The organism is Micromonospora sp. NPDC049204, from assembly GCF_040647935.1.
Lineage (GTDB): Bacteria > Actinomycetota > Actinomycetes > Mycobacteriales > Micromonosporaceae > Micromonospora.
On sequence record NZ_JBEZDC010000019.1, the window covers coordinates 66,414 to 86,585 of the forward strand.

Consider the following 20,172-nt stretch of genomic DNA (forward strand, 5'->3'; position numbering starts at 1 on the left):
GGCGCGACCCCCGGTCACCAGGACGGTGGCGCGGACGGTGGCGCGGAGGGCCCGGCCGACGGTGGCGCGACCCCCGGTCACCAGGACGGTGGCGCGGACGGTGGCGCGGAGGGCCCGGCCGACGGTGGCGCGACCCCCGGTCACCAGGACGGTGGCGCCGATGGTGGCGCGGAGGGTCCCGCCGACGGCGGTGCGACGCCGGGTCACCAGGACGGTGGCGCCGACGGCAGCGCGCGGTAGCGGCACACCATGACGCACCTCGATCCGCCGGGCGGCCACGGCCGCCCGGCGGTTCCGTCCGCATCCGCCGCCGCGGCGCTGGCCCGTTGCGTCTCGGTCGAACCGGCCAAGTTCGCCGCCGCGCACTGGGGACACACGCCGCTGCTGTCCCGCGCCGCCGAGCTGCCCGACCCGGCCGGCTTCACCGACCTGCTCAGCCCCGCCGACGCCGACGAGCTGCTGAGCCGGCGCGGTCTGCGTACCCCGTTCCTGCGGGTCGCCAGGGACGGCCAGTTGGTGCCGGCGGCGCGCTGGACCGGCGGCGGCGGTGCCGGCGCCGAGATCGGCGACCAGGTGCTCGACGAGCGGGTCCTGGAGCAGTACGCCGCTGGCGCCACCCTTGTGTTGCAGGGTCTGCACCGGATCTGGCCGCCGCTCGTCGACTTCGCCCGCGACCTGGGCCTCGCGCTCAACCAGCCGTTGCAGATCAACGCCTACCTGACGCCGGCCGGCAGTCAGGGATTCGCCACCCACTACGACACGCACGACGTGTTCGTCCTCCAGGTGGACGGCCGCAAGCACTGGCGGATCCACCCGCCGGTGCTGCCCGACCCGCTGGAGAAGCAGCCGTGGGGTGGCCGGGCCGACGAGGTCGGCGCGACCGCGCAGGGCCCCGCCGCGCTGGACGTGGTGCTCGCCCCCGGCGACGCCCTCTACCTGCCCCGGGGTTGGCTGCACAGCGCGCAGGCACAGGACGCCAGCTCCCTGCACCTGACCGTGGGCATTCGGGCGCTCACCCGGTACGCCCTGGTCGAGGAGCTGCTCGCGCTGGCCGCCGAGGACCAGCGGCTGCGGGCCACCCTGCCGTTCGGCACCGACGTCGCCGACCCGGACGCCATCGAGCCGGAGCTGACCGAGACGGTGGAGGCGCTGCGGGACTGGCTGCTGCGCGCCGACCCGGGCGCGGTCGCCGCGCGACTGCGCCAGCGGGCCTGGCCGGCTGCCCGCCCGGCACCCATCCGACCGCTCGCCCAGGCCGACGCGGTGGCCGCGCTGGACGCCGACGCCCGGGTCACCCTGCGGCCCGGCCTGCGCTGGCAACTGGTGCCGCACGGCTCGGACACGGTGGCGCTGCGGCTGTTCGACCGCACGATCACCCTGCCTGGTGACTGCGAGGCGGCGGCTCGTGTCCTGCTCAGCGGCGCGGTCACCCGGGTCGGTGACCTGCCCGGCCTGCCCGACGACGCCGACCGGGTCACCCTGACCCGCCGCCTGCTCCGCGAGGCCGTCCTGGTCCCGGCCTGACGGCCCGGCCCGCCGTCGCCGGACCGGTGTGGCGCGGCCTGGTGTGGCGCGGCCTGGTCCGGTGTGGCGCGGCGGGTGATCGACTCGGCTTTCTTGAAGTCGCGGGGTCCGGGCGGCGGGGATGGCCCGTCTTTCCGGACCCGAGTCCATCATCGCCGGCCGCGGCGCCCCGTGGAAGACCGCGGCGACGGCCGGCGGACCCCCGCTGGACGACCGCGCTCAGCGGCCGAGCGCCAGCAGCAATGCGGTCGTGACCAACCCCGCGCCGAGCACCACGATGATCGGCCGGGGTCCGAGCACCGCGTGCCGCCGGTCGGCCAGCACCCGCGCCGGCGCCAGCCCGACCAACGGCCCGAACAGGGTCACCACCAGCGCCAGCACCGGCATCCCGACCGCCAGGTCGCCGCCGTACCCGACGCCCAACGCCCGTGCCCCGGCCCCCAGCGCGTACGCGAACACCGCACCGCCCACCCCGCAGAGCGCCAGCAGGGGGTTGACCGAACCCGGCAGCTCACCCGGCTGGCCGGCCCGGTCGAGCAGGTCCCGGGCCCGGGTGAGGAGCGCCAGCGCGTCGGTGGCCCCGCCGCTGTTCGCCGGAGCGGGCGGGCCGCCGAGACGACGGGCGCCGAGGCGGGTACGCACCTGCTGCCACAGGTGCGCCACCTCGGCGTCGACGCGTTCCTGCTGCTCGCGCGCCTCGACGAGTTCCACCTCGGCGTGCTGGACCTGCTCGGCGGCTTCGGCGACGGCCCGCTCGGCAGCCGCGCACTGCCGCTCGTACCAGGTGTGCGCCTCGGCGCGCTGCTCACCCACCCGTGCGGTCAGCTCGGCCAGTCGCCGCAACTGCGCCGCGTACGTCTCGCTGGCCACTGGTTCGTTCATCGCGACGGTCCGTAAGGGATGATCACCTGTCCGGTGCGGTGGACCGCCCGGTCGAAGAAGAGCCCGCGCCACGGGCGGGGATACCAGTCCGGGCCGCCGGTGCCGGGGTAGAGCGAGGAGCCCAGCTCGCCGCCGTGCGCGTCCAGCGCCACCCAGGCGCCGATCTGGTCGGTGCGGGCGGCCGGACCACCGAGGTCGGCGCGCATCCGGGCCACACCCCGCCACCAGGCCAGCACGTGCGTCCGTCGTTCCGGCCCGTCGTGCAGGATCCGGCGTAGCTGTTCCAGGCCGGTGCGCCGGCCAGCGCGGGCGGCCAGCGCGCCGGCCGCCGCGTCGACCGCGAACAGCAGCAGGTAGTGCGGGCTTCCCGGCCCGGTCAGCCCGTCGGCCGTCTCGGCCATCAGCTCGCCCACGGTCTCCTCGTCGTACCAGGCGGCGTCGTCGGCCAGGTCGTCGTAGAGGGCGCGGGCCATCGGGTCGGCGTCCGCGTCGAGGCAGGCGATGGAGAACCGGGCGGTGCCGGGCGGATGTTGGCGGGCCAGTGACCGGGCCGCCGCGTCCAGTACCGCGCACGCCTCGTCCACCCGGGTGCCGAGCACGGCGAGGTTACGCCCCGGGGCGCGCGGCAGGCGCAGCGCCGCCGAGCGGGACTGCACGTCGATGATCTCGCCGAGCAGGGCCACCGGGCTGCGCGGCACGCTCCCGTCCGGGGGTGCGGCGAGCGCCCGGAAGTCCGGGGCGTCCGCCAGCCGGGGGATCGCGTCGCCGTCGAAGAGTCGGGCCGGCGCCGCGTCGGGCGGGCGCATCCGCCACAGCCGGTGCTGCAACCCGCTCCACGTCTCCCAGTCGCTGGCCGACGGGATCCGGGCGACCTCGTTGCCCTCCACCATCCCCGACTCGGCGTTGACGACCGCGTGCCAGCGGGGCAGCGACTGTGCCGCGTCGTTGCGTTCGGCGAGGATCCGCAGCGCCTTGGGCAGCGCGATGCGCAGGGTGAACTGGGCGACGAGCGCGGGCCGCCCCCACAGCGCCTCGATGCCCCGCACGTCCTGCGAGGCGAGCACGAGGTGGATGCCCTGCGACCGGCCGCGCCGGGCCAGGTCCTCCAGCAGGTCGGCCGCCTCCCGGGCGACCACGTCCCGACCGGCCAGCAGCATCTGGAACTCGTCGACCACCGCGACGATCCGCGGCCAGTGCCCGGTCGGGTCGACCGCCCGCAGCTCGGCCAGCTTGGTGACCTCGTGCTTCTTGGCCGCGTCGGCGCGCCGGCGCAGCTCCTCGGCGAGGAACCGCAGCAGCGCCAGGCCGAACTCCCGGTCGGTGTTCACGTTGATGCCGACCAGGCGCATGTGCGGCAACCAGCTCGGGTCACGGCGGCCCTGCGCGAACCGCGCGAAGGACACCCCCTCCTTGAAGTCCAGCAGATAGAACTCCAGCTCGGCGGGGGAGTAGCGGGCGGCGAGCGCGCCGATCCACGCGAAGATCAGGTTGGTCTTGCCGGTGCCGGACGGCCCACCGATAAGCGCGTGCGGCGGGTAGTCGCCCAACGACAGCCGTACCGGTCGACCCTGCGGCCCCTCACCGATCGGGGCGGTCAACCCGTCGGCGGAATCCTCCCGCCACATCAGCTCGGGCGGGGGCAGCAGGTCCGCGAACGGGGTCGGCGGCGGGCCGGCGTTCACCTGGACGGCGATCTCCCGGCACGTCTCGGTGACGAGCGTCGCCGGTGGCGGCGGATCCAGCCGGACCGGCAGCCCGGCCGACCCGCCGATGCGCGCACCGGCGGCCCCGGCGACCACCCGGGTCACCGTCGGGTCCTCCGGCACCGGCACCCCGTGTACCACCAGGTGCACCCCGCAGGCCGCGCCGGCACGGACCACCCGGTCCAGTTGGCCGCGCTCGTGCCGGTTGAGTTCGTCGCCGCCGAGCAGCACCGCCACCCGCCACGGTTCGGGTCGCCGGCCGGTCGCGGCGGCCAGTTCCCGTAGCGAGGCGTACTCACCGGCGAGCACCGTCTCGTTGATCCGGCGGATCTGCTCCACCAGGTCGTCGAGCAGGGGACCCAGCCCACCGGGGCCGACGAAGGTGAGCAGCCCCGCCGTGCCCAGCGGCGCGAACCCGGCCAGGCCGCCGCCGAGCTGCTCCGGGTCGTACCCGACCAGCCGTACCGCCCCGGGGTCGGCGCGGCCGGCGGCCCGCAGCAGCAACGCGGACACCACCGCGTCGCAGCCGGCCCGATCGTCTCCGGAGAGGTGGACGTGGCCGGCGTCGAGCAGCGGCACCAGCGCGGGCACCGGATCGACGCCGTCGATCCGGACCGTGCCGACCCGCAGCGCGCCGGGCGGCTCCGCGCGCCGCGTCGGCGTCGGCGCCCACCCCACCCAGTCGGCCCCCGCGCAGCCGGGCGCCTCCTGCCGGGCCGCCTCGGCGGCGCGCCGGGCCAGCTCGGCGATCCGGGCGGAGTAGCGGGCGTCGATCTCGGCGATGCGGCGGTCCCGCTGGGCGCCCACCCGCTCCGGTACGGCGGCTGCCGCCCGCTGGACGCGGGCCAGCCGTTCCCGCCCGGCGGTCAGTTCCGCCTGGGCGGCGGACAGCCGGGTACGGGTGGCTCCCAGCGCCTCGGCCAGGCTGTCCCGGATTCGCCCGGCCAGCTGACCACGCCGGTCAGCCATCGGAGCTCCGACGCGTCGGCGCGTCCCGCCACGGGCTGCCCGAACGCGGCGGCAACCCACCGGAGCGCTGTCCACCCGCATCCCCCGGCCGCCGAACCGCACCACCAGGACGCGCACCCACGCCGCCGTGCTGACCCGCTCCGCCGTGTTGACCCGCGCGGCCCGCACCGCGTTGCTGGCCCGCGCCGCCCGGTTGGCCCGCGCCGCCCGATTGGCCCGCGCCGCCCGGTTGACCCGCTCCGCGTTGGTCGCCCGCGCCGGCTGGTTGGCCCGCGCCGGAGGGCAGGTCCCGGCCGAGACGGGCGAGCAGCAGCCCGGTCGCCACACCGGCGGTCACCGCGGAGTCGGCGGCGTGCGGCGGCTCCCCGGAGGCACGCGGCGGCGGCATCCGGCACACCCGGGTCAGCAGCGTCTCCAGCACCGGCGGCGGCAGCCCGGGCAGCAGGTCGCGGACCCGCCCGTCCAACTCCCCGCGCAACCGACCGAGGTCGGCGGCGCGCGGCGGATGCCCCAGCAACTCACCGGCCAGCTCGCGCAGCAGCGGCGGCGCCAGCGCCGCCATCCCCAGCCCCACGTCGGCCGGCGCCCGCCGCAGCTCCGTGCGGAGCCGGTCCCGGTCGCCGGAGCGGACACCACCCACCACTCGGCGCAGCAGTTCCTGGGAGTCGTTCACCCGCTCGTCGGGCTCGTCGTCGGCGCCCTCGCGCCCGCCGGTCAGCTCCGCCACCCGCACCGACCACCAGCGGCGCATCCGGACCTGCTCGGTCGGCTCCGGGGCGACCGCGCTGGGACCGGCCGCCGGCGGCGTGTCGTGTCGGGGAGCGCGTTGCTCAGGGCGGGGCGCCGGAGCGCCGTCCGCGCCCAACCCGATCGCCGCCAGATACGCCGAGAGCTGCTCCTGCGCCACCCGTAGCGCGTAGCCGGCGCTCTCGGCGTGCTCGGTCGCGGCGGACAACTCCGGCACCCCCATCGGGTTGGCCGACTCCTGACGGACCCAGCGCAGTCGCTCCGCGGCCAGGCCGAACTTCTCCAACGCCTGTCCGAGCAGGGCCAGCGGGAACTCCTCGCTGGCGGCGCGGACCTGCCCACCGACGTCCTCGATGATGGACATGGCGGCCTACAGGGTCGCGACGTAGAGCTGCGCCTGCTCGACCGCGACAAGTGTCGCGGCGAGACACTCCTCCAGCTCCTGGCTGGCCTGTGTCAGCGACGCCTGGGCCGCCTCCACTGTCTCGTGCCCGCTGCCCTCCAGCGCGCCGGCCAGGGTCTGCTGCGCCTCGGCCAGTTTCTCGCCGGCCGCCTGCACGGCTGTCTGCCCGTCACCGATCTGTTGGAGGGCGACATCGATGGCAGCCTTCAGCTCGGCGACGCTCGCCACGGCGGAACCTCCTGGGGGCGGGGAGATCTCCATTAGAGCCTATCGGCCGCCGCGAAAGAACATCCGCCCTGTCGGTGTTCCTGCCCGCCTGTCCGGAAGGCACCTGGAAGTGCCGGGAGTCCGTTGTGTGGGACTCCCAGTGCGAGAACTTCTCAGTTCTCCCGGAGCCAGCGCGGTCCGTACACCTCCGCGCCCAGGGCCGTGACCCGCTCGCGCAGCTCCCGGTCCGCGGTGACCACCAACCGACGCCGAAGCGGTGCGCCCGCGACCAGGTCGACCACGCTGTCGTCGCCGGAGCCGGGTGCGGAGACCACCCGGACGCCGTCGGTCCCGGGTACGTCCCGCGCGGCACCCTCGACCACCAGCACCACCTCCACCGGTGCCGGCAGTCGGGCCGGCAACCCGATGGTCGCCACCGGCGCGAGCGAGTCGCGCAGACGGGCGGCCGCACCGGCCCGGTCACGCCACCACCCGTTCGGGCGGGAGCCCACCACGTTGGCGCCATCCACGATCAGCAGCGGGGTCTCATCCATCCGGCCAGCCTGCCACCAAACGGCCTGTCCCGACCCGACGCCACTCCCGGGATGCCGGTACGCCGTCTCCCGCGGCGTTTGTCGGGGCGCGCGCCGGGTAGCCCCTGCCGACCGTGCCGCGCCCGACTGCGGAGGACAGACATGATGGGACCCGGTGACACCGGCTCCGACCCGTGGGACGAATTCCTGGCCAGGTACTTCGGTCGGGGCGAGGGAGGACGCCGACCGCCGCACCGGGTCGACATCACCCGACTCATGACCGCGGACGCCCGGGAAATGCTGGCCGACGCGGCCCGACGGGCCGCGCAACGCCACAGCAACGACCTGGACACCGACCACCTGCTCTGGGCGGCGCTGCAACGCGAACCGCTACGTGACCTGGTACGCCGGGCCGGAGCAGACCCGGACACCCTGCTCAACGCGCTCGGCGGCAAGGGCGACGGCGCGCCACGCGGAGAGGTGCCGCCCAACCTGTCGCTGACCCCGGCCGCCAAGCGGGCGCTGCTCGACGCCCACCAACTGTCCCGGGCGATGGGCGCCAACTACATCGGCCCCGAGCACATCCTGATGGCGCTGCCGCTCAACCCGGAGTCGCCGGCCGGTCGGATGCTGGCCGCCGGCCGGATCCAACCCGAGTCGCTGCAGGCCGCCAACGCCGAGCGTGGACCGATGACCGGGCCCAAGCCGGATCGCGGCACGCCCACCCTCGACCAGTACGGGCAGGACCTCACCGAGCTGGCGCGGATGGACCAGATCGACCCGGTGGTGGGACGCGCCGACGAGATCGAGCAGGCCATCGAGATCCTGTCCCGGCGCACCAAGAACAACCCGGTGCTGATCGGGGAGGCCGGCGTCGGCAAGACCGCCATCGTGGAGGGGCTGGCCGAACGGATCTGCGACGGGGACGTGCCGCAGACCCTGCTCGGCAAGCGGGTCGTCCAACTCGACCTGGCGGGCCTGGTCGCCGGCACCCGCTACCGGGGCGACTTCGAGGAACGGCTGAAGAAGGTGATCGACGAGATCCGGGCGCACCGGGACGAGCTGATCATCTTCATGGACGAGATCCACACGCTGGTCGGGGCGGGCGGCGCCGGCAGCGAGGGCGGCATGGACGCGTCCAACATGCTCAAACCCGCCCTCGCCCGCGGCGAGCTGCGGGTGATCGGCGCGACCACCCTCGACGAGTACCGCAAGAGCATCGAGAAGGACGCCGCGCTGGCCCGACGCTTCCAACCGGTGCTGGTGCCCGAGCCCAGCGTCGACGACACCATCGCGATCCTGCGTGGCCTGCGCGACAGGTACGAGGCCCACCACCAGGTGCGCTTCAGCGACGAGGCGCTCGTCGCCGCCGCCGAGCTGTCCGACCGGTACGTCACCGACCGGTTCCTGCCCGACAAGGCCATCGACCTGATCGACCAGGCCGGCGCCCGGGTGCGGTTGCGGACCCGTACGCCCGCCTCCGACGTGCGGGAACTGGAGCAGGAGCTCGACGAGGTACGCCGGGACAAGGAACAGGCCGTCACCGACGAGCAGTACGAGCGCGCGTCCGCCCTGCGGGACCGGATCTCCGAGCTGGAGGGAGACATCCGTCGCGCGAACGGTGACGACGGCTCGTCCGCCTCGCAGGTGCCCGAGGTGGGTCCGCAGGAGATCGCCGAGGTGGTCTCCCGGGCCACCGGCATCCCGGTCAGCCAGCTGACCGAGGAGGAACGCGACCGGCTGCTGCGCCTGGAGGGGCACCTGCACCAGAAGGTGGTCGGCCAGGACGACGCGGTCACCGCCGTCGCCGAGGCCGTCCGTCGCTCCCGGGCCGGGCTGGCCGACCCGGAACGACCGATGGGCAGCTTCCTGTTCCTCGGCCCGACGGGTGTCGGCAAGACCGAGCTGGCCCGTGCCCTGGCCGAGGCGCTGTTCGGCGAGGCGGACCGGATGGTCCGGGTGGACATGAGCGAGTTCCAGGAACGGCACACGGTCAGTCGACTGGTCGGCGCTCCACCCGGATACGTCGGCTACGAGGAGGCCGGTCAGCTCACCGAGGCGGTGCGTCGCCGCCCGTACGCGGTGGTGCTGCTCGACGAGATCGAGAAGGCCCACCCGGACGTGTTCAACATCCTGCTCCAGGTGCTCGACGACGGGCGGCTGACCGACAGTCAGGGTCGCACGGTGAACTTCAAGAACACCGTACTGATCATGACGAGCAACCTCGGTTCGGAGCTGATCACCGGCGCCCAGCGCTCGGTCGGCTTCGGCAGCGGGGACGTGGGCAGCGAGCAGGAGAACGACGAACTGCGGGAGCGACTGATGCGCCGCCTGCAGGAGAACTTCCGCCCGGAGTTCCTCAACCGCATCGACGAGGTCATCATCTTCCGCCGGCTGGAGGCCGAGCAGCTGCGCGACATCACCGCGCTGCTGTTGGAGGAGACCCGCCGCCGCATGCACGCCCAGGACCTCCAGGTGGAGTTCACCACCGCCGGCATCGACTGGCTCGCCGAGCACGGCTACCAGCCGGAGTTCGGCGCCCGTCCGCTGCGTCGGGTCATCCAGCGGGAGGTCGACAACCACCTGTCCCGGATGCTGCTGGAGTCGGCGATCTCACCGGGGCAGAAGGTCACGGTGGACGTCCGCGACGGGGCGCTCACCTTCGACGTGACCGCGGGCGAGCGGGGGTACACCGCCGCCACGACCACCCACCCGCGATGAGCGGGCCGGCGCGACGAGACGAGCACGAGGACCCGCACGAGCCCACGAAAGCCCGGGACGAGGACGACCATCCCGACCCGATCCTGGCGCCGCCCACCGCGAACCCCCGCCGTACGCGGGTGCCCGCGGAGGGCCTGCATCCCAAGACCGACCAGGACGACCCGGAGACGTCCGGGAAACCGCCCGGAGAGGAGACCTGATGGTACGCGAAGCGCGGCTCGACCCCGAGGTGGAAGTCCTCTGGGAGGACTTCCACGCCGAGGTCAACGTCCCGTCGGAGCAACTGCGGACGTGGTTGCTGACCAGAGGTTCCGGGGAGGAGTCGTTCAGCCCGAACCCGAACCTCGACCTGCCCCAGCCGGGCCGGGAGATCCTCAAGGTGCTGAACAAGCGCAAGGTCGACCTCACCCCGGAGGACATCGAGGTGATGCGGGAGGCGGTCGAGCGGATCCGCGAGCTGATGGACGCCAAGCCGTCGCGCGGCAACGCCGACGACACCTGGCGGCACTCGCTGCTCGACCTCGGACACGACCCGCTCGTCGAACTCTGAACGACACCACGCGCGAACGGTGCCGTCCCGGCCGGGGACGGCACCGATCGCGTCTGCGCTACTGGCCCTGGTCCGGTTCCAGGCTGGCGATGGTCAGGCCCGCCGCGTCGGCGGCGGCGTCGCGGTCGGTGCGGGTCTGGTCCTCCCGGGTGAGCAGGTTGGCGTACTCGGTGACGGCGGCCGGGTCGGGCACCTGCGGCAGGCGGCGCAGGAACGCCTCCACCGCACGGGTGGCGGCGGTGTGCGCGGCGGCCGCCTCGCGGAGCAGTTCCCGGTCGTCGGCGGGCGGGTAGAGGTCGGTCATGTCCGCCAGATACCCGGCCCACGGCGGTTCGCACCGCCACCGGCCGGTTACCTCCCGCTCAGCCCGGTCGGACCCCGGTGGGCTGCCGGACGCCGAACGCCGGGTGACGCAGCAGCCAGTCCAGGTACGCGGGATGCGGGGCCAACGAGTCGACGTACGCCGCCTTCGCCGTCTGCACCATCAGGTCGGCCTCCCGGGCGGCGGGGGAGTCCGGATGCCAGCCGAGCAGGAGCCGCCAGCGCAGCGGTACGCCGGCGAGACGGCGGGTGACCAACCCGGCCACCGGGCGGAACGTCGCCTGGCACAGCGCGATCGCCACCCCGGCCTCCACCAGGTCGACGCAGCCGCGGATGTCGGTCTCGTACACCTTGCGGGGGGTGAATCCGGCGCGCGCGCAGGCGGTGGCGAAGCAGTCGGCGAAGCAGCCGTCGCCCGGGGCGGCCACCCACTGCTCGTGCCGCAGGTCCGCCAGGCGCACCTCGTCGTGCGCGGCGAGGGGGTGCGTCTCGGGCAGCAGCACCAGCACCGGGTCGATGGCCACCTCCTGCCAGCTCAACCCGAACCCCGCCGACGGGCTGGCGTCGCCGCACACCCCGGTGAGGGCGAAGTCCAGTCGGCCGCCCGCCACCAACTGCGCCAGCTCGTCCACCGACCAGGAGGCGAGCGTGGTGATCTGGGCCGGCGGCTGCTCGGCCGCCAGACGGTGCACCATCCGGCCCAGGATCGGGCTGTTCACCCCACCGAACCGGTAGCACGGCGGCGCGTCGCCGGCCCCGGCCAGCCGGGCCGCCTCGTCCTGCAACCCCTTCATCGCCGGCAGCAGCACCCGAGCCCGAGCCAGCACCAGCTCACCGAGAGCGGTGGGCCGGGCGCCGCGCCGGTCCCGGTCGAACAGCGGGCCGCCCAGGGTCCGCTCGATGCGCTGGAGCTGGGCGGTCAGCGCCGGCTGGGCCAGGCCGAGCGCCGACGCCGCCTTCGTCACACTCCCCGTCTCCGCGATCGCGCAGACCACCCGCAGGTGACGCAGCTCCAGGTTCATACCGTGACGGTAGGACTACACGTCAGTCGGCGGAATAGCCCGAGCGGATCGGTGATAATGAATGCACCTGGGATCGCCGCCGCCGTCAGTCCCGCGGCGACTCCGGCAGGTCCGCCAGGTACGTCGGCCGGCGGGTCACCGCGTCGAGCACCTTGTCCACCACCCCGACCGCCGGCTCCACGATCCGGTTCCACGGAGGGGTGGCCGGAGTGCCCGGGTGCGGCCGGGTCGGCGCGGCCTCCTCGGCGATCTCCAGCCGGTTGCCCAGCCGGATCAGCTCCTCCTGGGTCGCGACCGCGCGCAGCTCGGTGACGAGCGCACCCACCCCGTCGACGTGGTGGCGGACCCGCTCGGCGATCTCGGCCAACGCCTCGTCGGTCGCGCCCTTCAGGGCGCTGAGCAGACTGGCGTCGGCGTTGATCTCGGCGTCCACCCGCTCGGCGGCCGCCGGCAGCGCGGCGCGTACCGCCGGCAGCAGGTACTGCTCCTCGGCGGAGAGGTGCCGCGACAACGCGGCGGTGAGCACCGGCAGCCCTTCCCGCGGTGTGGCGTCCGGGCCGGTCAGCTGGTCCAGCAGCGCCACCAGTTGACGGTGCTCCCGATCGACGATGTCGGCGATGTTGCGGCCACCGGGTCGGTAGCCCTCCTCGGGTGCGGGTGCGGGCGGCAGCGGCGGCAGGGGAACGGCGGACATGGTGCCCTCCTCGACTGGCGGGCGGAAGCTCCGGCAGGGATGTGCGGTCGTGGGCGGCGGTACCCGAACCCGCTCCCGGCGAAACCGGGCCCGTCGATGCGCCGGCGCGTGGCCACCGGTGTGCCGGCCCGCGTGCACCGGTGCGCCGCCCGGCCGACCGGGGCCGGCTGGTATGAAGAGGCGATGACGAGCGATGCGGCCTCCACCCGACCCGACCCCAGCGCGGAGGTCGTGGACCTCTGCCGCGACCTGCTGCGCATCGACACCACCAACACGGGGGACAACGACACGAGCGTCGGCGAGCGCCGCGCCGCCGAGTACGTGGCGGAGAAGCTCGCCGAGGTGGGCGTGGAGTCCGTCCTGCACGAGGCCGCGCCGGGCCGGGCGAACGTGGTGGCCCGCATCCCCGGCACCGACCCGAGCCGGGGCGCGCTGCTGGTGCACGGCCACCTGGATGTGGTGCCCGCCGACGCCGACGAGTGGTCGGTGCACCCGTTCTCCGGCGAGCTGCGCGACGGTTACCTCTGGGGCCGCGGCGCGATCGACATGAAGGACTTCGACGCGATGGTGCTCGCCGTGGTGCGGCACTGGCAGCGCACCGGCGTACGGCCACCGCGGGACATCGTGCTCGCGTACACCGCCGACGAGGAGGCGGGCAGCGACTACGGCGCGCGTTTCCTGGTGGAGAACCACCAGGACCTCTTCGACGGCTGCACGGAGGCGATCGGGGAGGTCGGCGGTTTCTCCTACTCGGTCAACGACAGCCAGCGGCTCTACCTGATCGAGACCGCCGAGAAGGGCATCGACTGGCTGCGGCTGCACGCCAAGGGTCGCCCCGGGCACGGCTCGATGGTGCACGACGACAACGCGGTCACCGCGCTCGCCGAGGCGGTCGCCCGGATCGGCCGGCACCGCTTCCCGGTGGTGGTCACCGACACCGTGCGGGCCTTCCTGGAGGAGGTCTCCGACCTGCTCGGCGTCGAGCTCGACCCGGAGGACCCGGAGACGGCCATCGCGAAACTCGGCCCGATCGCCAACATCATCGGGGCGACCATCCGCAACACCGCCAACCCGACCCGGCTCGACGCCGGCTACAAGGACAACGTCATCCCCGGCCGGGCCACCGCCACGATCGACTGCCGCAGCCTGCCCGGCCAGTCCGAGCTGCTGGAGCGGCAGCTGCGGGAGCTCGTCGGCCCGGACATCGCGATCGAGTACATCCAGCGGCAGCCCGCGCTGGAGACCACCTTCGACGGCGACCTCGTCGAGGCCATGTCGGCGGCGCTGCGCGCCGAGGACCCGGGGGCGCGTCCGGTCCCGTACATGCTCTCCGGCGGCACCGACGCCAAGGCGTTCTCCCAGCTCGGCATCCGCTGCTTCGGTTTCGCACCGCTGCGGCTGCCCGCCGACCTGAACTTCTCGGCGTTGTTCCACGGCATCGACGAGCGCGTTCCGGTCGACGGACTACAGTTCGGCGTGCGGGTTCTCGACCGGTTCCTCCGCACCTGCTAGCCGCGCCCGGCGCTGCATCCGGCGCGCGACCTCCCCAACGTGAAGGGACTGCCCCACATGACCGACCAGCACGGTGAGCTGGACGCCGCTCTCGAGCGGGTGATCGAAGCGGCCCGCCACCACCTGGCCGCCGTACGCGCCGCGCAGGGCCGCGTCGACGACGACGACGTCTGGCAGGCGTACGTGGCGTTGAACAACGCCTCCTTCGCGTACGACGAGCGGTTGCTCGACGCCTTCGGCGAGGTGACGCCGTGGGATGTCGACTCGATCGACCCGGACGAGGCCGACGAGCGCTTCGGCGGCCCGGAGGGTTCCGAGGCCAGCGACCCGCACCCCCGGGTGATCTCGGTGCGGCAGCGTCGCGACTACCGGGTGCCGAGCGTCGCCGCGCTGCTGCGGGTGGCCGAGGCGGCCCGCCGCGAGGGCACCCCGGAGGACGACGAGCCGGCGCCGGTGGAGGGCGTCGGCGAGGCGGTGCTGGAGTTGCTGCAGAGCGGCGACGGCTCGCTCGGCGCGCTGGACGTCCCCGAGCTGGAGCCCCTCGACGGGGTGGTGATGGTCAGCGAGGTGGGCACGCCGGTCGATCTGGAGTCGTTCGACGACGATGACGCGGTCGGTCCGTTCCAGCCGGCGGTCGACGACCGACTGGTCGGCCGGCTCGACGAGCACCCGTTCGTGGAGCTCGACGACGATCACGACCACGCCGGGCACCAGCACTAGGGCGCACCAAGGCCGTTCGACGCCCGGGGTCCACGTGGCCCCGGGCGTCCGGCCGTCAGTACGACAGGCCCGGCTGCGGCTGGTTGACCCGCCGCCGCCGCAGCACCACCTGCCGCGTGCCGTCCCGGTACAACCGCACCCGGGCCAACTCCCATCCGGAGAACTCCGCCTGGATCGCCAACTGCGCCGCCGCGGTCAACCGGTCGACGTTCGGCGGCAGCCGCAGTGGCGCGTATTCGTAGTCCATGCCATCCATGCTGCCCAGCCCAGCGGCTGTTCGCCACCCCCTTGGGGGTGACCAACGACGCTGCCGTGGGGTGGTTCGTGCCGACCTGTGCGCCCCTGCCCCGTGCAGCGTGCTGTCCGTGCCACGGGGTGGTGCCGGGTGGCCGGGAATCGTATCGTCGGTGCGCTCGACTCGTGGGGGAGGAACGGCATGCCACCGGATATCGACGTCGACGTGCGGGCGGTCCGTCGACTGGAGACCGCCGCCCGCCGCCTCGACAGCTCGCTCGCCGCGGTCGAGGCGGACTGGATCAACCAGCGTGTCTTCGGGCAACCGCCGGCGGGCCGGTCGCGAGGGGACGCGTGATGTCGGAGGAGCGGGGCCGGCTGGGTCGGTTCACCGACGCGGTGCTCGGCGGCGCGCGGGCGGCCCGGGACAAGGCCCGTGAGCTGCGCGACGAGTTCCGCACGAGCGACGAACCCGAACGGGCCCTCGTCGCGCCACTGCTGCCCGGGCAGGAGCTGCGGTACGTGGGGCTCGGCCCGGTCGGCGCCCCGCAGACCCACAAGGCCGGGCGGCAGCTCGCCGGTGTGATGGCCGACGAGTTCGTCGACTCGCTCGACCCGAAGGTGCTGTTCGGGTTGCTCAACATCGTCAACCCGGTGGTCTGGGTGGACGCGGTGCTGACGCCGGTCCGGCTGGCGGCGGGCCTGCTGCTGCTGCCCGCCAAGGCCGCTGCCGTCGCGGCCGGTGTGCCGGAGGCGGCCGAACCGGAGCCGGTCCCACCACCGCAGCGGGCGCAGCGGGATCCCATCCCGCTCACCGAGGAACAGGAGGCGTTCCGCGCCCTGTTCCGGCTCAGCCTGTACCGCCCGCTGGCCGACCAGCTCGCCGAGATCGCCTACCGCCGCCGGTACGTCTTCAGCGGCGACCTCGCCACCCTCGCCGGCAGCCTGCTGCTCTTCCTGGAGCGGTACAACGGCACCCCGCTGGCGGTGACCGACACCCATCTGCACCTGCTGCGGATGGGTCCCCGCCCGGACGCCGACCGCCCCGACCGGCGCCAACCGCGGGTCCTGTGGAGTGTGCGACGTGACCGGGTGGCCCGGATCGACTCGGAGCGCGGCGCGGCCGGGTTCGTGCAGCTGACCTCCACGTTCGTCTTCGACGACGACTCGTGGATCCGACTCACCCAGCCCGCGGTCCGCGACGACCAGTCGCGCTTCCTGACCGCGATCCACGACCTCCCCGGGCAGCGCCCGTCGCCCTGACGCCCTGCCCCGGCATGCACCTGCCGCCGTGCCGCGCCCAAGATCGCGCCGTGCCCAGGATCCCGCTCGATCCACGATGTAGTGGCTACGTCGTCGTCGTGGGATGCCACCGCATCCAGGATCGAGCACGATCTTGCCGAGTGCCGCAACCGGGGGCGAGGAACAGCGCCGGTCAGCCGTCGCGTTCGGGGTAGCCCAACGGCACCGCCGAGACGTCGTCCAGCGCGGTGGTGATCTCCTCCGGCAGGGTGATCCGTTCCACGGGCAGCGCGCCGAGCAGTTGGCCGACCGTGCGTGCGCCGAGGATCGGCGCGGTCACCCCAGGCCGGTCCCGGATCCACGCCAATGCCACCTCCAGCGGTGACACCCCCAGGCCGCCAGCCGCGGTGGCCACCGCCTCCACGATGCTGGAGCAGCGCGGCTCCAGGTACGTCGAGACGAACCGCTCGAAGTGCGGCGACGCGGCTCGGGAGTCCGCGGGACGGCCGTGCCGGTACTTGCCGGTCAGCACGCCCCGACCCAGCGGTGACCAGGGCAGCAGGCCGAGGCCGAGCGCGTCGCACGCGGGCAGCACCTCCCGCTCCACGCCCCGCTCCAGCAGCGAGTACTCCACCTGGGTGGCGACCACGGGTGCCCGCCCCGGCCAGGCGGTCTGCCAGGCGGCGGCGCGTGCGGTCTGCCAGCCGGAGAAGTTCGACACGCCGACGTAGCGAACCTTGCCGCTGGCCACCGCGTGGTCCAACGCCGCGAGGGTCTCCTCCAGCGGGGTGTCCGGGTCGTACCCGTGCACCTGGAACAGGTCGACGTGGTCGGTGCCGAGGCGGCGCAGCGACGCGTCCAACGTCCGCAGCAGGTGCCCCCGGGAGCCGTCGCGACGTCGACCACTGCCCGGGCGCAGCCCCGCCTTGGTGGCGATCAGCAGCTCGTCGCGGGGCACGAGGGTGCCCAGCAGCGACCCGATCACCGACTCGGCGTCGCCGTCGCCGTACACGTCGGCGGTGTCGATCAGGTTGCCGCCCGCGTCCAGGTAACTCTTCAGCTGGGCGGCCGCGTCGTCGGCGTCGGTGTCCCGGCCCCAGGTCATGGTGCCGAGCGCGAGCCGGGAAACCGCCAGCCCGCTTCGGCCGAGCGGTCGCTGTTGCATGGGTGAACCTTATTTCGAACCTGCCGCCACGGATATCCTCGCTCCCGTATCTCTGCCGGTTCTGCCGGTTCCGCCGCCGTGGGCTGCCCCGATGGAGGGGGAGCGAAGGTGTCGAGCCGGTGATCGAGTCCGTTTTCGGCATTGCGTAACCTGGTGCGACCTGTGCCACGGATGGGGGAGGACCAGTGCGACTCGGGCTCAGTCTCGGATACCAGACAGCGTGGAGCACACCGGCCGACCACCTGGCCCTCGCCCAGGAGGCGGACCGGCTGGGCTACTCGGTGGTGTGGGCGGCGGAGGCCTACGGCTCCGACTCGCCCAGCATGCTCGCCTGGATGGCCGGCCAGACCGAACGGATCGACGTCGGCGCCGCGGTGATGCAGATCCCCGCCCGTACGCCGGCCGCCACCGCCATGACCGCCGCCACCATCGACGCGCTCTCCGGTGGCCGGTTCCGGCTCGGCCTGGGTGTCTCCGGTCCGCAGGTGTCGGAGGGCTGGCACGGTGTGCGCTTCGCCAAGCCCCTCGCGCGGACCCGCGAGTTCGTCGACATCGTGAAGCTGGCCATCGCCCGCAAGGAGGTGGCCTACGACGGGCAGCACTACAAGCTGCCGCTGCCGGACGGCCCGGGTAAGGCCCTGCGGTTGGGTTTCCATCCACCCCGCGAGCACATACCGATCTACCTGGCGGCGGTCGGCCCGAAGAACCTGGAGCTGGCGGGTGAGATCGCCGACGGCTGGCTGGCCGTGTTCTACGCCCCGGAGTTCGCCGAGGAGCAGCTCGCCTCGGTCCGCGCCGGTCGGGCGAAGGTCGGCAAGGAGTTGGCCGGGTTCGACGTGGTGCCCTCGGTGCCCGTGGTGATCGGCGACGACGTGGCCTCCTGCGCCGAGCTGGTCCGCTGGTACGCGGCGCTGTACGTGGGCGGCATGGGCAGCCGCGAGCAGAACTTCTACAACCAGCTCGCCACCCGGATGGGGTACGGCGACGCCGCCCGCGACGTGCAGGACCTGTACCTGGCCAAGCGGCAGCGCGACGCCGCCGCGGCCGTACCCATGGAGTTCATCGACCGCACCTCACTGCTCGGCCCGAAGGAGCGCGTCGCCGAGCGGATGCGGGAGTACGCTGCCGCCGGCGTCACCACGCTGTCGGTGAGCCTGTTCGTCGCCGACCGGGACAGCGGTGTGCAGACCCTGCGTACCGTCGCCGAGGCACTGGAGCTTTCGGGAGTCGGCGAGTGACCTGGGTTGAGGCCATCGTCCTGGGCATCGTCCAGGGACTGACCGAGTTTCTTCCGGTCAGCTCGTCGGGGCATCTGCGGATCACCTCGGCGATCTTCTTCGACCGGGACGCCGGCGCGTCGTTCACCGCGGTCACCCAGCTCGGCACCGAGGCGGCCGTGCTGATCTACTTCGCCAAGGACATCTGGCGGATCACCCGGACCTGGCTGGTGGGCATCCGGGACACGTCGGTCCGCTCCAGCCTCGACTACCGGATGGGCTGGTACGTGATCGTCGGCTCGATTCCGATCGGGTTGTTCGGTTTCCTGTTCAAGGACCAGATCAAGACCGCGGGGCGCAACCTGTGGGTCGTGGCGACCACGCTCATCGTGTTCGCCTTCGTGCTGGCGTTCGCGGAGTACTGGGGGCGGCAGACCCGCACCCTGGAGAACTTCCGGATGAAGGACGGCATCGTGATGGGCTTCGCCCAGGCGATGGCGCTGGTCCCCGGGGTGTCCCGCTCCGGTGGCACGCTCACCGCCGGCCTGCTGCTCAACCTCACCCGGGAGGCGGCGGCACGGTACTCGTTCCTGCTGGCCATCCCGGCGGTGGTGATGTCCGGCGTGTTCAGCCTCGGGGACGTCTTCGAGCCGTCCGCCCCGGGCACCTCCGTGCCGACGGTGGCCCAGACGATCGTGGCCACCCTCATCGCCTTCGGCATCGGGTACGCGGCCATCGCCTGGTTGCTGCGCTACGTCGCCCACCACACCCTGTACGTCTTCGTGCTGTACCGGGTGGCGCTGGGCACGCTGGTCCTGGCGCTGCTGCTGACCGGCGCGATCGACGCCACCTGAGCGACGCGCCGACGACGGCCCCCGACCCCGCCCGTGCGCGGAGTCGGGGGCCGCGGTCGTCCTCCCGCCGCCCACGACGGCCCGGCACGGGGTCCAGGTCATAGGGTGGTCTCCGTGGCGACCCTTCTGCTCTTGCGACACGGCCGAACCACGGCGAACGCCGATGGCGGCCTCGCCGGCCGCCAACCGGTCGAGCTGGACGACACCGGACGCGCCCAGGCCACCGCGGTCGGCGAGCGACTGCGGGCGGTGCCACTGGCCGCCGTGGTGACCAGCCCGCTCATCCGGTGCCGGCAGACCCTGGAGTTGGCGCTCCCGCAGGCCACCCCGGTGGTCGAGGACGGGCTGATCGAGTGCGACTACGGCAGTTGGGAGGGGCAGCCGCTGAAGAAGCTCGCCAAGGAGCCACTCTGGCCGGTTGTCCAGCAGCACCCCAGCGCGGCGGTCTTCCCGGGTGGGGAGGCGATGGCGGCGATGGCGGCGCGTGCCGTGGCGGCGGTGCGCTCCTGGGACGCCCGGGTGAGCGCCGAACACGGGCCGGAGGCGGTCTGGCTGGCGTGTAGCCACGGCGACGTGATCAAGGCCATCGTGGCGGACGCGCTCGGCGTACACCTGGATGCCTTTCAGCGGATCGTGGCCGACCCGGCGTCGGTGACGGCGATCCGGTTCACGCCGCTGCGTCCGTTTCTGGTGCGGCTCAACGACACCGGCGGCGACCTGGCGGCGCTGGTGCCGCCGCCGGCCAAGCGGCGTCGGCGCGCGAGCCGCGTGGCCGACTCGGACGCGGCCGTCGGCGGCGGCGCGGGCGTGTCGCGGTGAGGCACGTCACGACACCGCCCCCGGTCGGGGCGTTCTGGCACGCCGAAGAGGCCGCCACGCCCGGGTGTAACCCCTGGCACACCGGGCGCGCCGCACCTCGGGCGATTCGGGTCGGTGGGGTGCGCGGTGCCCT

22 protein-coding genes are annotated in these 20,172 nt (G+C 73.7%); 12 read left to right on the forward strand and 10 right to left on the reverse strand.

Annotated features, from left to right (window positions below; translation table 11 throughout):
• On the forward strand, positions 1 to 240 hold a 240-nt coding region (locus AB0A90_RS29040; RefSeq protein WP_357254123.1), incomplete at its 5' end, for a hypothetical protein.
• Positions 241 to 249: 9 nt separating this feature from the next.
• Positions 250 to 1,524, forward strand: coding sequence for a cupin domain-containing protein (locus AB0A90_RS29045; RefSeq protein WP_357254125.1), 1,275 nt, complete (start codon positions 250 to 252; stop codon positions 1,522 to 1,524).
• Between the two features lie 219 nt (positions 1,525 to 1,743).
• On the opposite strand, the gene AB0A90_RS29050 is transcribed toward AB0A90_RS29045, so the two are convergent.
• From AB0A90_RS29050 to AB0A90_RS29070, 5 genes are all read right to left on the reverse strand, one after another.
• A complete protein-coding gene (locus tag AB0A90_RS29050; protein WP_357254127.1) occupies positions 1,744 to 2,406 on the reverse strand; it encodes a hypothetical protein in 663 nt (220 codons plus the stop codon).
• Positions 2,403 to 5,078, reverse strand: a complete 2,676-nt coding sequence (locus tag AB0A90_RS29055) for an FtsK/SpoIIIE domain-containing protein (protein ID WP_357254129.1) — start codon at positions 5,076 to 5,078, stop codon at positions 2,403 to 2,405. Before AB0A90_RS29055 ends, AB0A90_RS29050 begins: the two co-directional genes overlap by 4 nt.
• On the reverse strand, positions 5,071 to 6,189 hold the full coding sequence (locus tag AB0A90_RS29060; protein ID WP_357254131.1) for a hypothetical protein: 1,119 nt from the start codon (positions 6,187 to 6,189) through the stop codon (positions 5,071 to 5,073). The genes AB0A90_RS29055 and AB0A90_RS29060 overlap by 8 nt, the downstream gene beginning before the upstream one ends.
• A gap of 6 nt (positions 6,190 to 6,195) precedes the next feature.
• Positions 6,196 to 6,456: a hypothetical protein gene (locus AB0A90_RS29065; protein WP_030504016.1), complete on the reverse strand. Its 261-nt coding sequence runs from the start codon at positions 6,454 to 6,456 to the stop codon at positions 6,196 to 6,198.
• A gap of 152 nt (positions 6,457 to 6,608) precedes the next feature.
• Entirely contained in the window at positions 6,609 to 6,989 is a 381-nt protein-coding gene (locus AB0A90_RS29070) for a hypothetical protein (RefSeq protein ID WP_357254133.1), read from the reverse strand.
• Positions 6,990 to 7,130: 141 nt separating this feature from the next.
• On the opposite strand from AB0A90_RS29070, the gene AB0A90_RS29075 reads away from it, so the two are divergent.
• The 3 genes from AB0A90_RS29075 to AB0A90_RS29085 are packed head-to-tail and all read left to right on the forward strand — an operon-like array spanning position 7,131 to position 10,239.
• Positions 7,131 to 9,689, forward strand: coding sequence for an ATP-dependent Clp protease ATP-binding subunit (locus AB0A90_RS29075; RefSeq protein WP_357254135.1), 2,559 nt, complete (start codon positions 7,131 to 7,133; stop codon positions 9,687 to 9,689).
• On the forward strand, positions 9,686 to 9,889 hold the full coding sequence (locus AB0A90_RS29080) for a hypothetical protein (protein ID WP_357254137.1): 204 nt from the start codon (positions 9,686 to 9,688) through the stop codon (positions 9,887 to 9,889). The genes AB0A90_RS29075 and AB0A90_RS29080 overlap by 4 nt, the downstream gene beginning before the upstream one ends.
• Positions 9,889 to 10,239: a DUF3140 domain-containing protein gene (locus AB0A90_RS29085; RefSeq protein ID WP_357254139.1), complete on the forward strand. Its 351-nt coding sequence runs from the start codon at positions 9,889 to 9,891 to the stop codon at positions 10,237 to 10,239. Before AB0A90_RS29080 ends, AB0A90_RS29085 begins: the two co-directional genes overlap by 1 nt.
• A 58-nt stretch (positions 10,240 to 10,297) precedes the next feature.
• Here the strand turns inward: AB0A90_RS29085 and AB0A90_RS29090 are convergent, their stop codons facing one another.
• The 3 genes from AB0A90_RS29090 to AB0A90_RS29100 form a co-directional block, all read right to left on the reverse strand.
• A complete protein-coding gene (locus AB0A90_RS29090; protein ID WP_357254141.1) occupies positions 10,298 to 10,543 on the reverse strand; it encodes a hypothetical protein in 246 nt (81 codons plus the stop codon).
• A gap of 58 nt (positions 10,544 to 10,601) precedes the next feature.
• On the reverse strand, positions 10,602 to 11,582 hold the full coding sequence (locus tag AB0A90_RS29095; RefSeq protein WP_357254143.1) for a LysR family transcriptional regulator: 981 nt from the start codon (positions 11,580 to 11,582) through the stop codon (positions 10,602 to 10,604).
• A gap of 85 nt (positions 11,583 to 11,667) precedes the next feature.
• Positions 11,668 to 12,276 (reverse strand): hemerythrin domain-containing protein, encoded by a 609-nt coding sequence (locus tag AB0A90_RS29100; protein WP_357254145.1) that lies wholly within the window; start codon positions 12,274 to 12,276, stop codon positions 11,668 to 11,670.
• Positions 12,277 to 12,459: 183 nt separating this feature from the next.
• Here AB0A90_RS29100 and AB0A90_RS29105 point away from each other — a divergent pair, with 183 nt between their 5' ends.
• The gene (locus AB0A90_RS29105; protein WP_357254147.1) at positions 12,460 to 13,788 is read left to right on the forward strand and encodes a M20/M25/M40 family metallo-hydrolase; all 1,329 of its coding nucleotides are present in this window, start codon (positions 12,460 to 12,462) and stop codon (positions 13,786 to 13,788) included.
• Between the two features lie 57 nt (positions 13,789 to 13,845).
• Positions 13,846 to 14,508: a hypothetical protein gene (locus AB0A90_RS29110; protein WP_357254149.1), complete on the forward strand. Its 663-nt coding sequence runs from the start codon at positions 13,846 to 13,848 to the stop codon at positions 14,506 to 14,508.
• A gap of 55 nt (positions 14,509 to 14,563) precedes the next feature.
• Here AB0A90_RS29110 and AB0A90_RS29115 read toward each other — a convergent pair whose 3' ends face one another.
• The gene (locus AB0A90_RS29115; RefSeq protein WP_013734349.1) at positions 14,564 to 14,755 is read right to left on the reverse strand and encodes a DUF5703 family protein; all 192 of its coding nucleotides are present in this window, start codon (positions 14,753 to 14,755) and stop codon (positions 14,564 to 14,566) included.
• Between the two features lie 189 nt (positions 14,756 to 14,944).
• Between AB0A90_RS29115 and AB0A90_RS29120 the strand changes: the two genes are divergently transcribed.
• Together AB0A90_RS29120 and AB0A90_RS29125 are read left to right on the forward strand one after the other, a co-directional pair.
• Positions 14,945 to 15,100 carry a hypothetical protein gene (locus AB0A90_RS29120; protein ID WP_357254151.1) on the forward strand — a complete coding sequence of 52 codons (156 nt, stop codon included), beginning with the start codon at positions 14,945 to 14,947 and terminating at the stop codon, positions 15,098 to 15,100.
• Entirely contained in the window at positions 15,100 to 16,005 is a 906-nt protein-coding gene (locus tag AB0A90_RS29125; RefSeq protein WP_357254153.1) for a hypothetical protein, read from the forward strand. Before AB0A90_RS29120 ends, AB0A90_RS29125 begins: the two co-directional genes overlap by 1 nt.
• A 172-nt stretch (positions 16,006 to 16,177) precedes the next feature.
• Here AB0A90_RS29125 and AB0A90_RS29130 read toward each other — a convergent pair whose 3' ends face one another.
• Complete coding sequence (locus AB0A90_RS29130) at positions 16,178 to 17,149, reverse strand: aldo/keto reductase (RefSeq protein WP_357254155.1); 972 nt, start codon at positions 17,147 to 17,149, stop codon at positions 16,178 to 16,180.
• A 185-nt stretch (positions 17,150 to 17,334) separates the two neighbouring features.
• Here AB0A90_RS29130 and AB0A90_RS29135 point away from each other — a divergent pair, with 185 nt between their 5' ends.
• From AB0A90_RS29135 to AB0A90_RS29145, 3 genes are all read left to right on the forward strand, one after another.
• Positions 17,335 to 18,387, forward strand: a complete 1,053-nt coding sequence (locus AB0A90_RS29135; protein ID WP_357254157.1) for an LLM class F420-dependent oxidoreductase — start codon at positions 17,335 to 17,337, stop codon at positions 18,385 to 18,387.
• A complete protein-coding gene (locus AB0A90_RS29140; protein WP_357254159.1) occupies positions 18,384 to 19,220 on the forward strand; it encodes an undecaprenyl-diphosphate phosphatase in 837 nt (278 codons plus the stop codon). The genes AB0A90_RS29135 and AB0A90_RS29140 overlap by 4 nt, the downstream gene beginning before the upstream one ends.
• A 105-nt stretch (positions 19,221 to 19,325) precedes the next feature.
• On the forward strand, positions 19,326 to 20,039 hold the full coding sequence (locus tag AB0A90_RS29145) for an MSMEG_4193 family putative phosphomutase (RefSeq protein ID WP_357254161.1): 714 nt from the start codon (positions 19,326 to 19,328) through the stop codon (positions 20,037 to 20,039).
• The last annotated feature ends 133 nt before the right edge of the window (positions 20,040 to 20,172 follow it).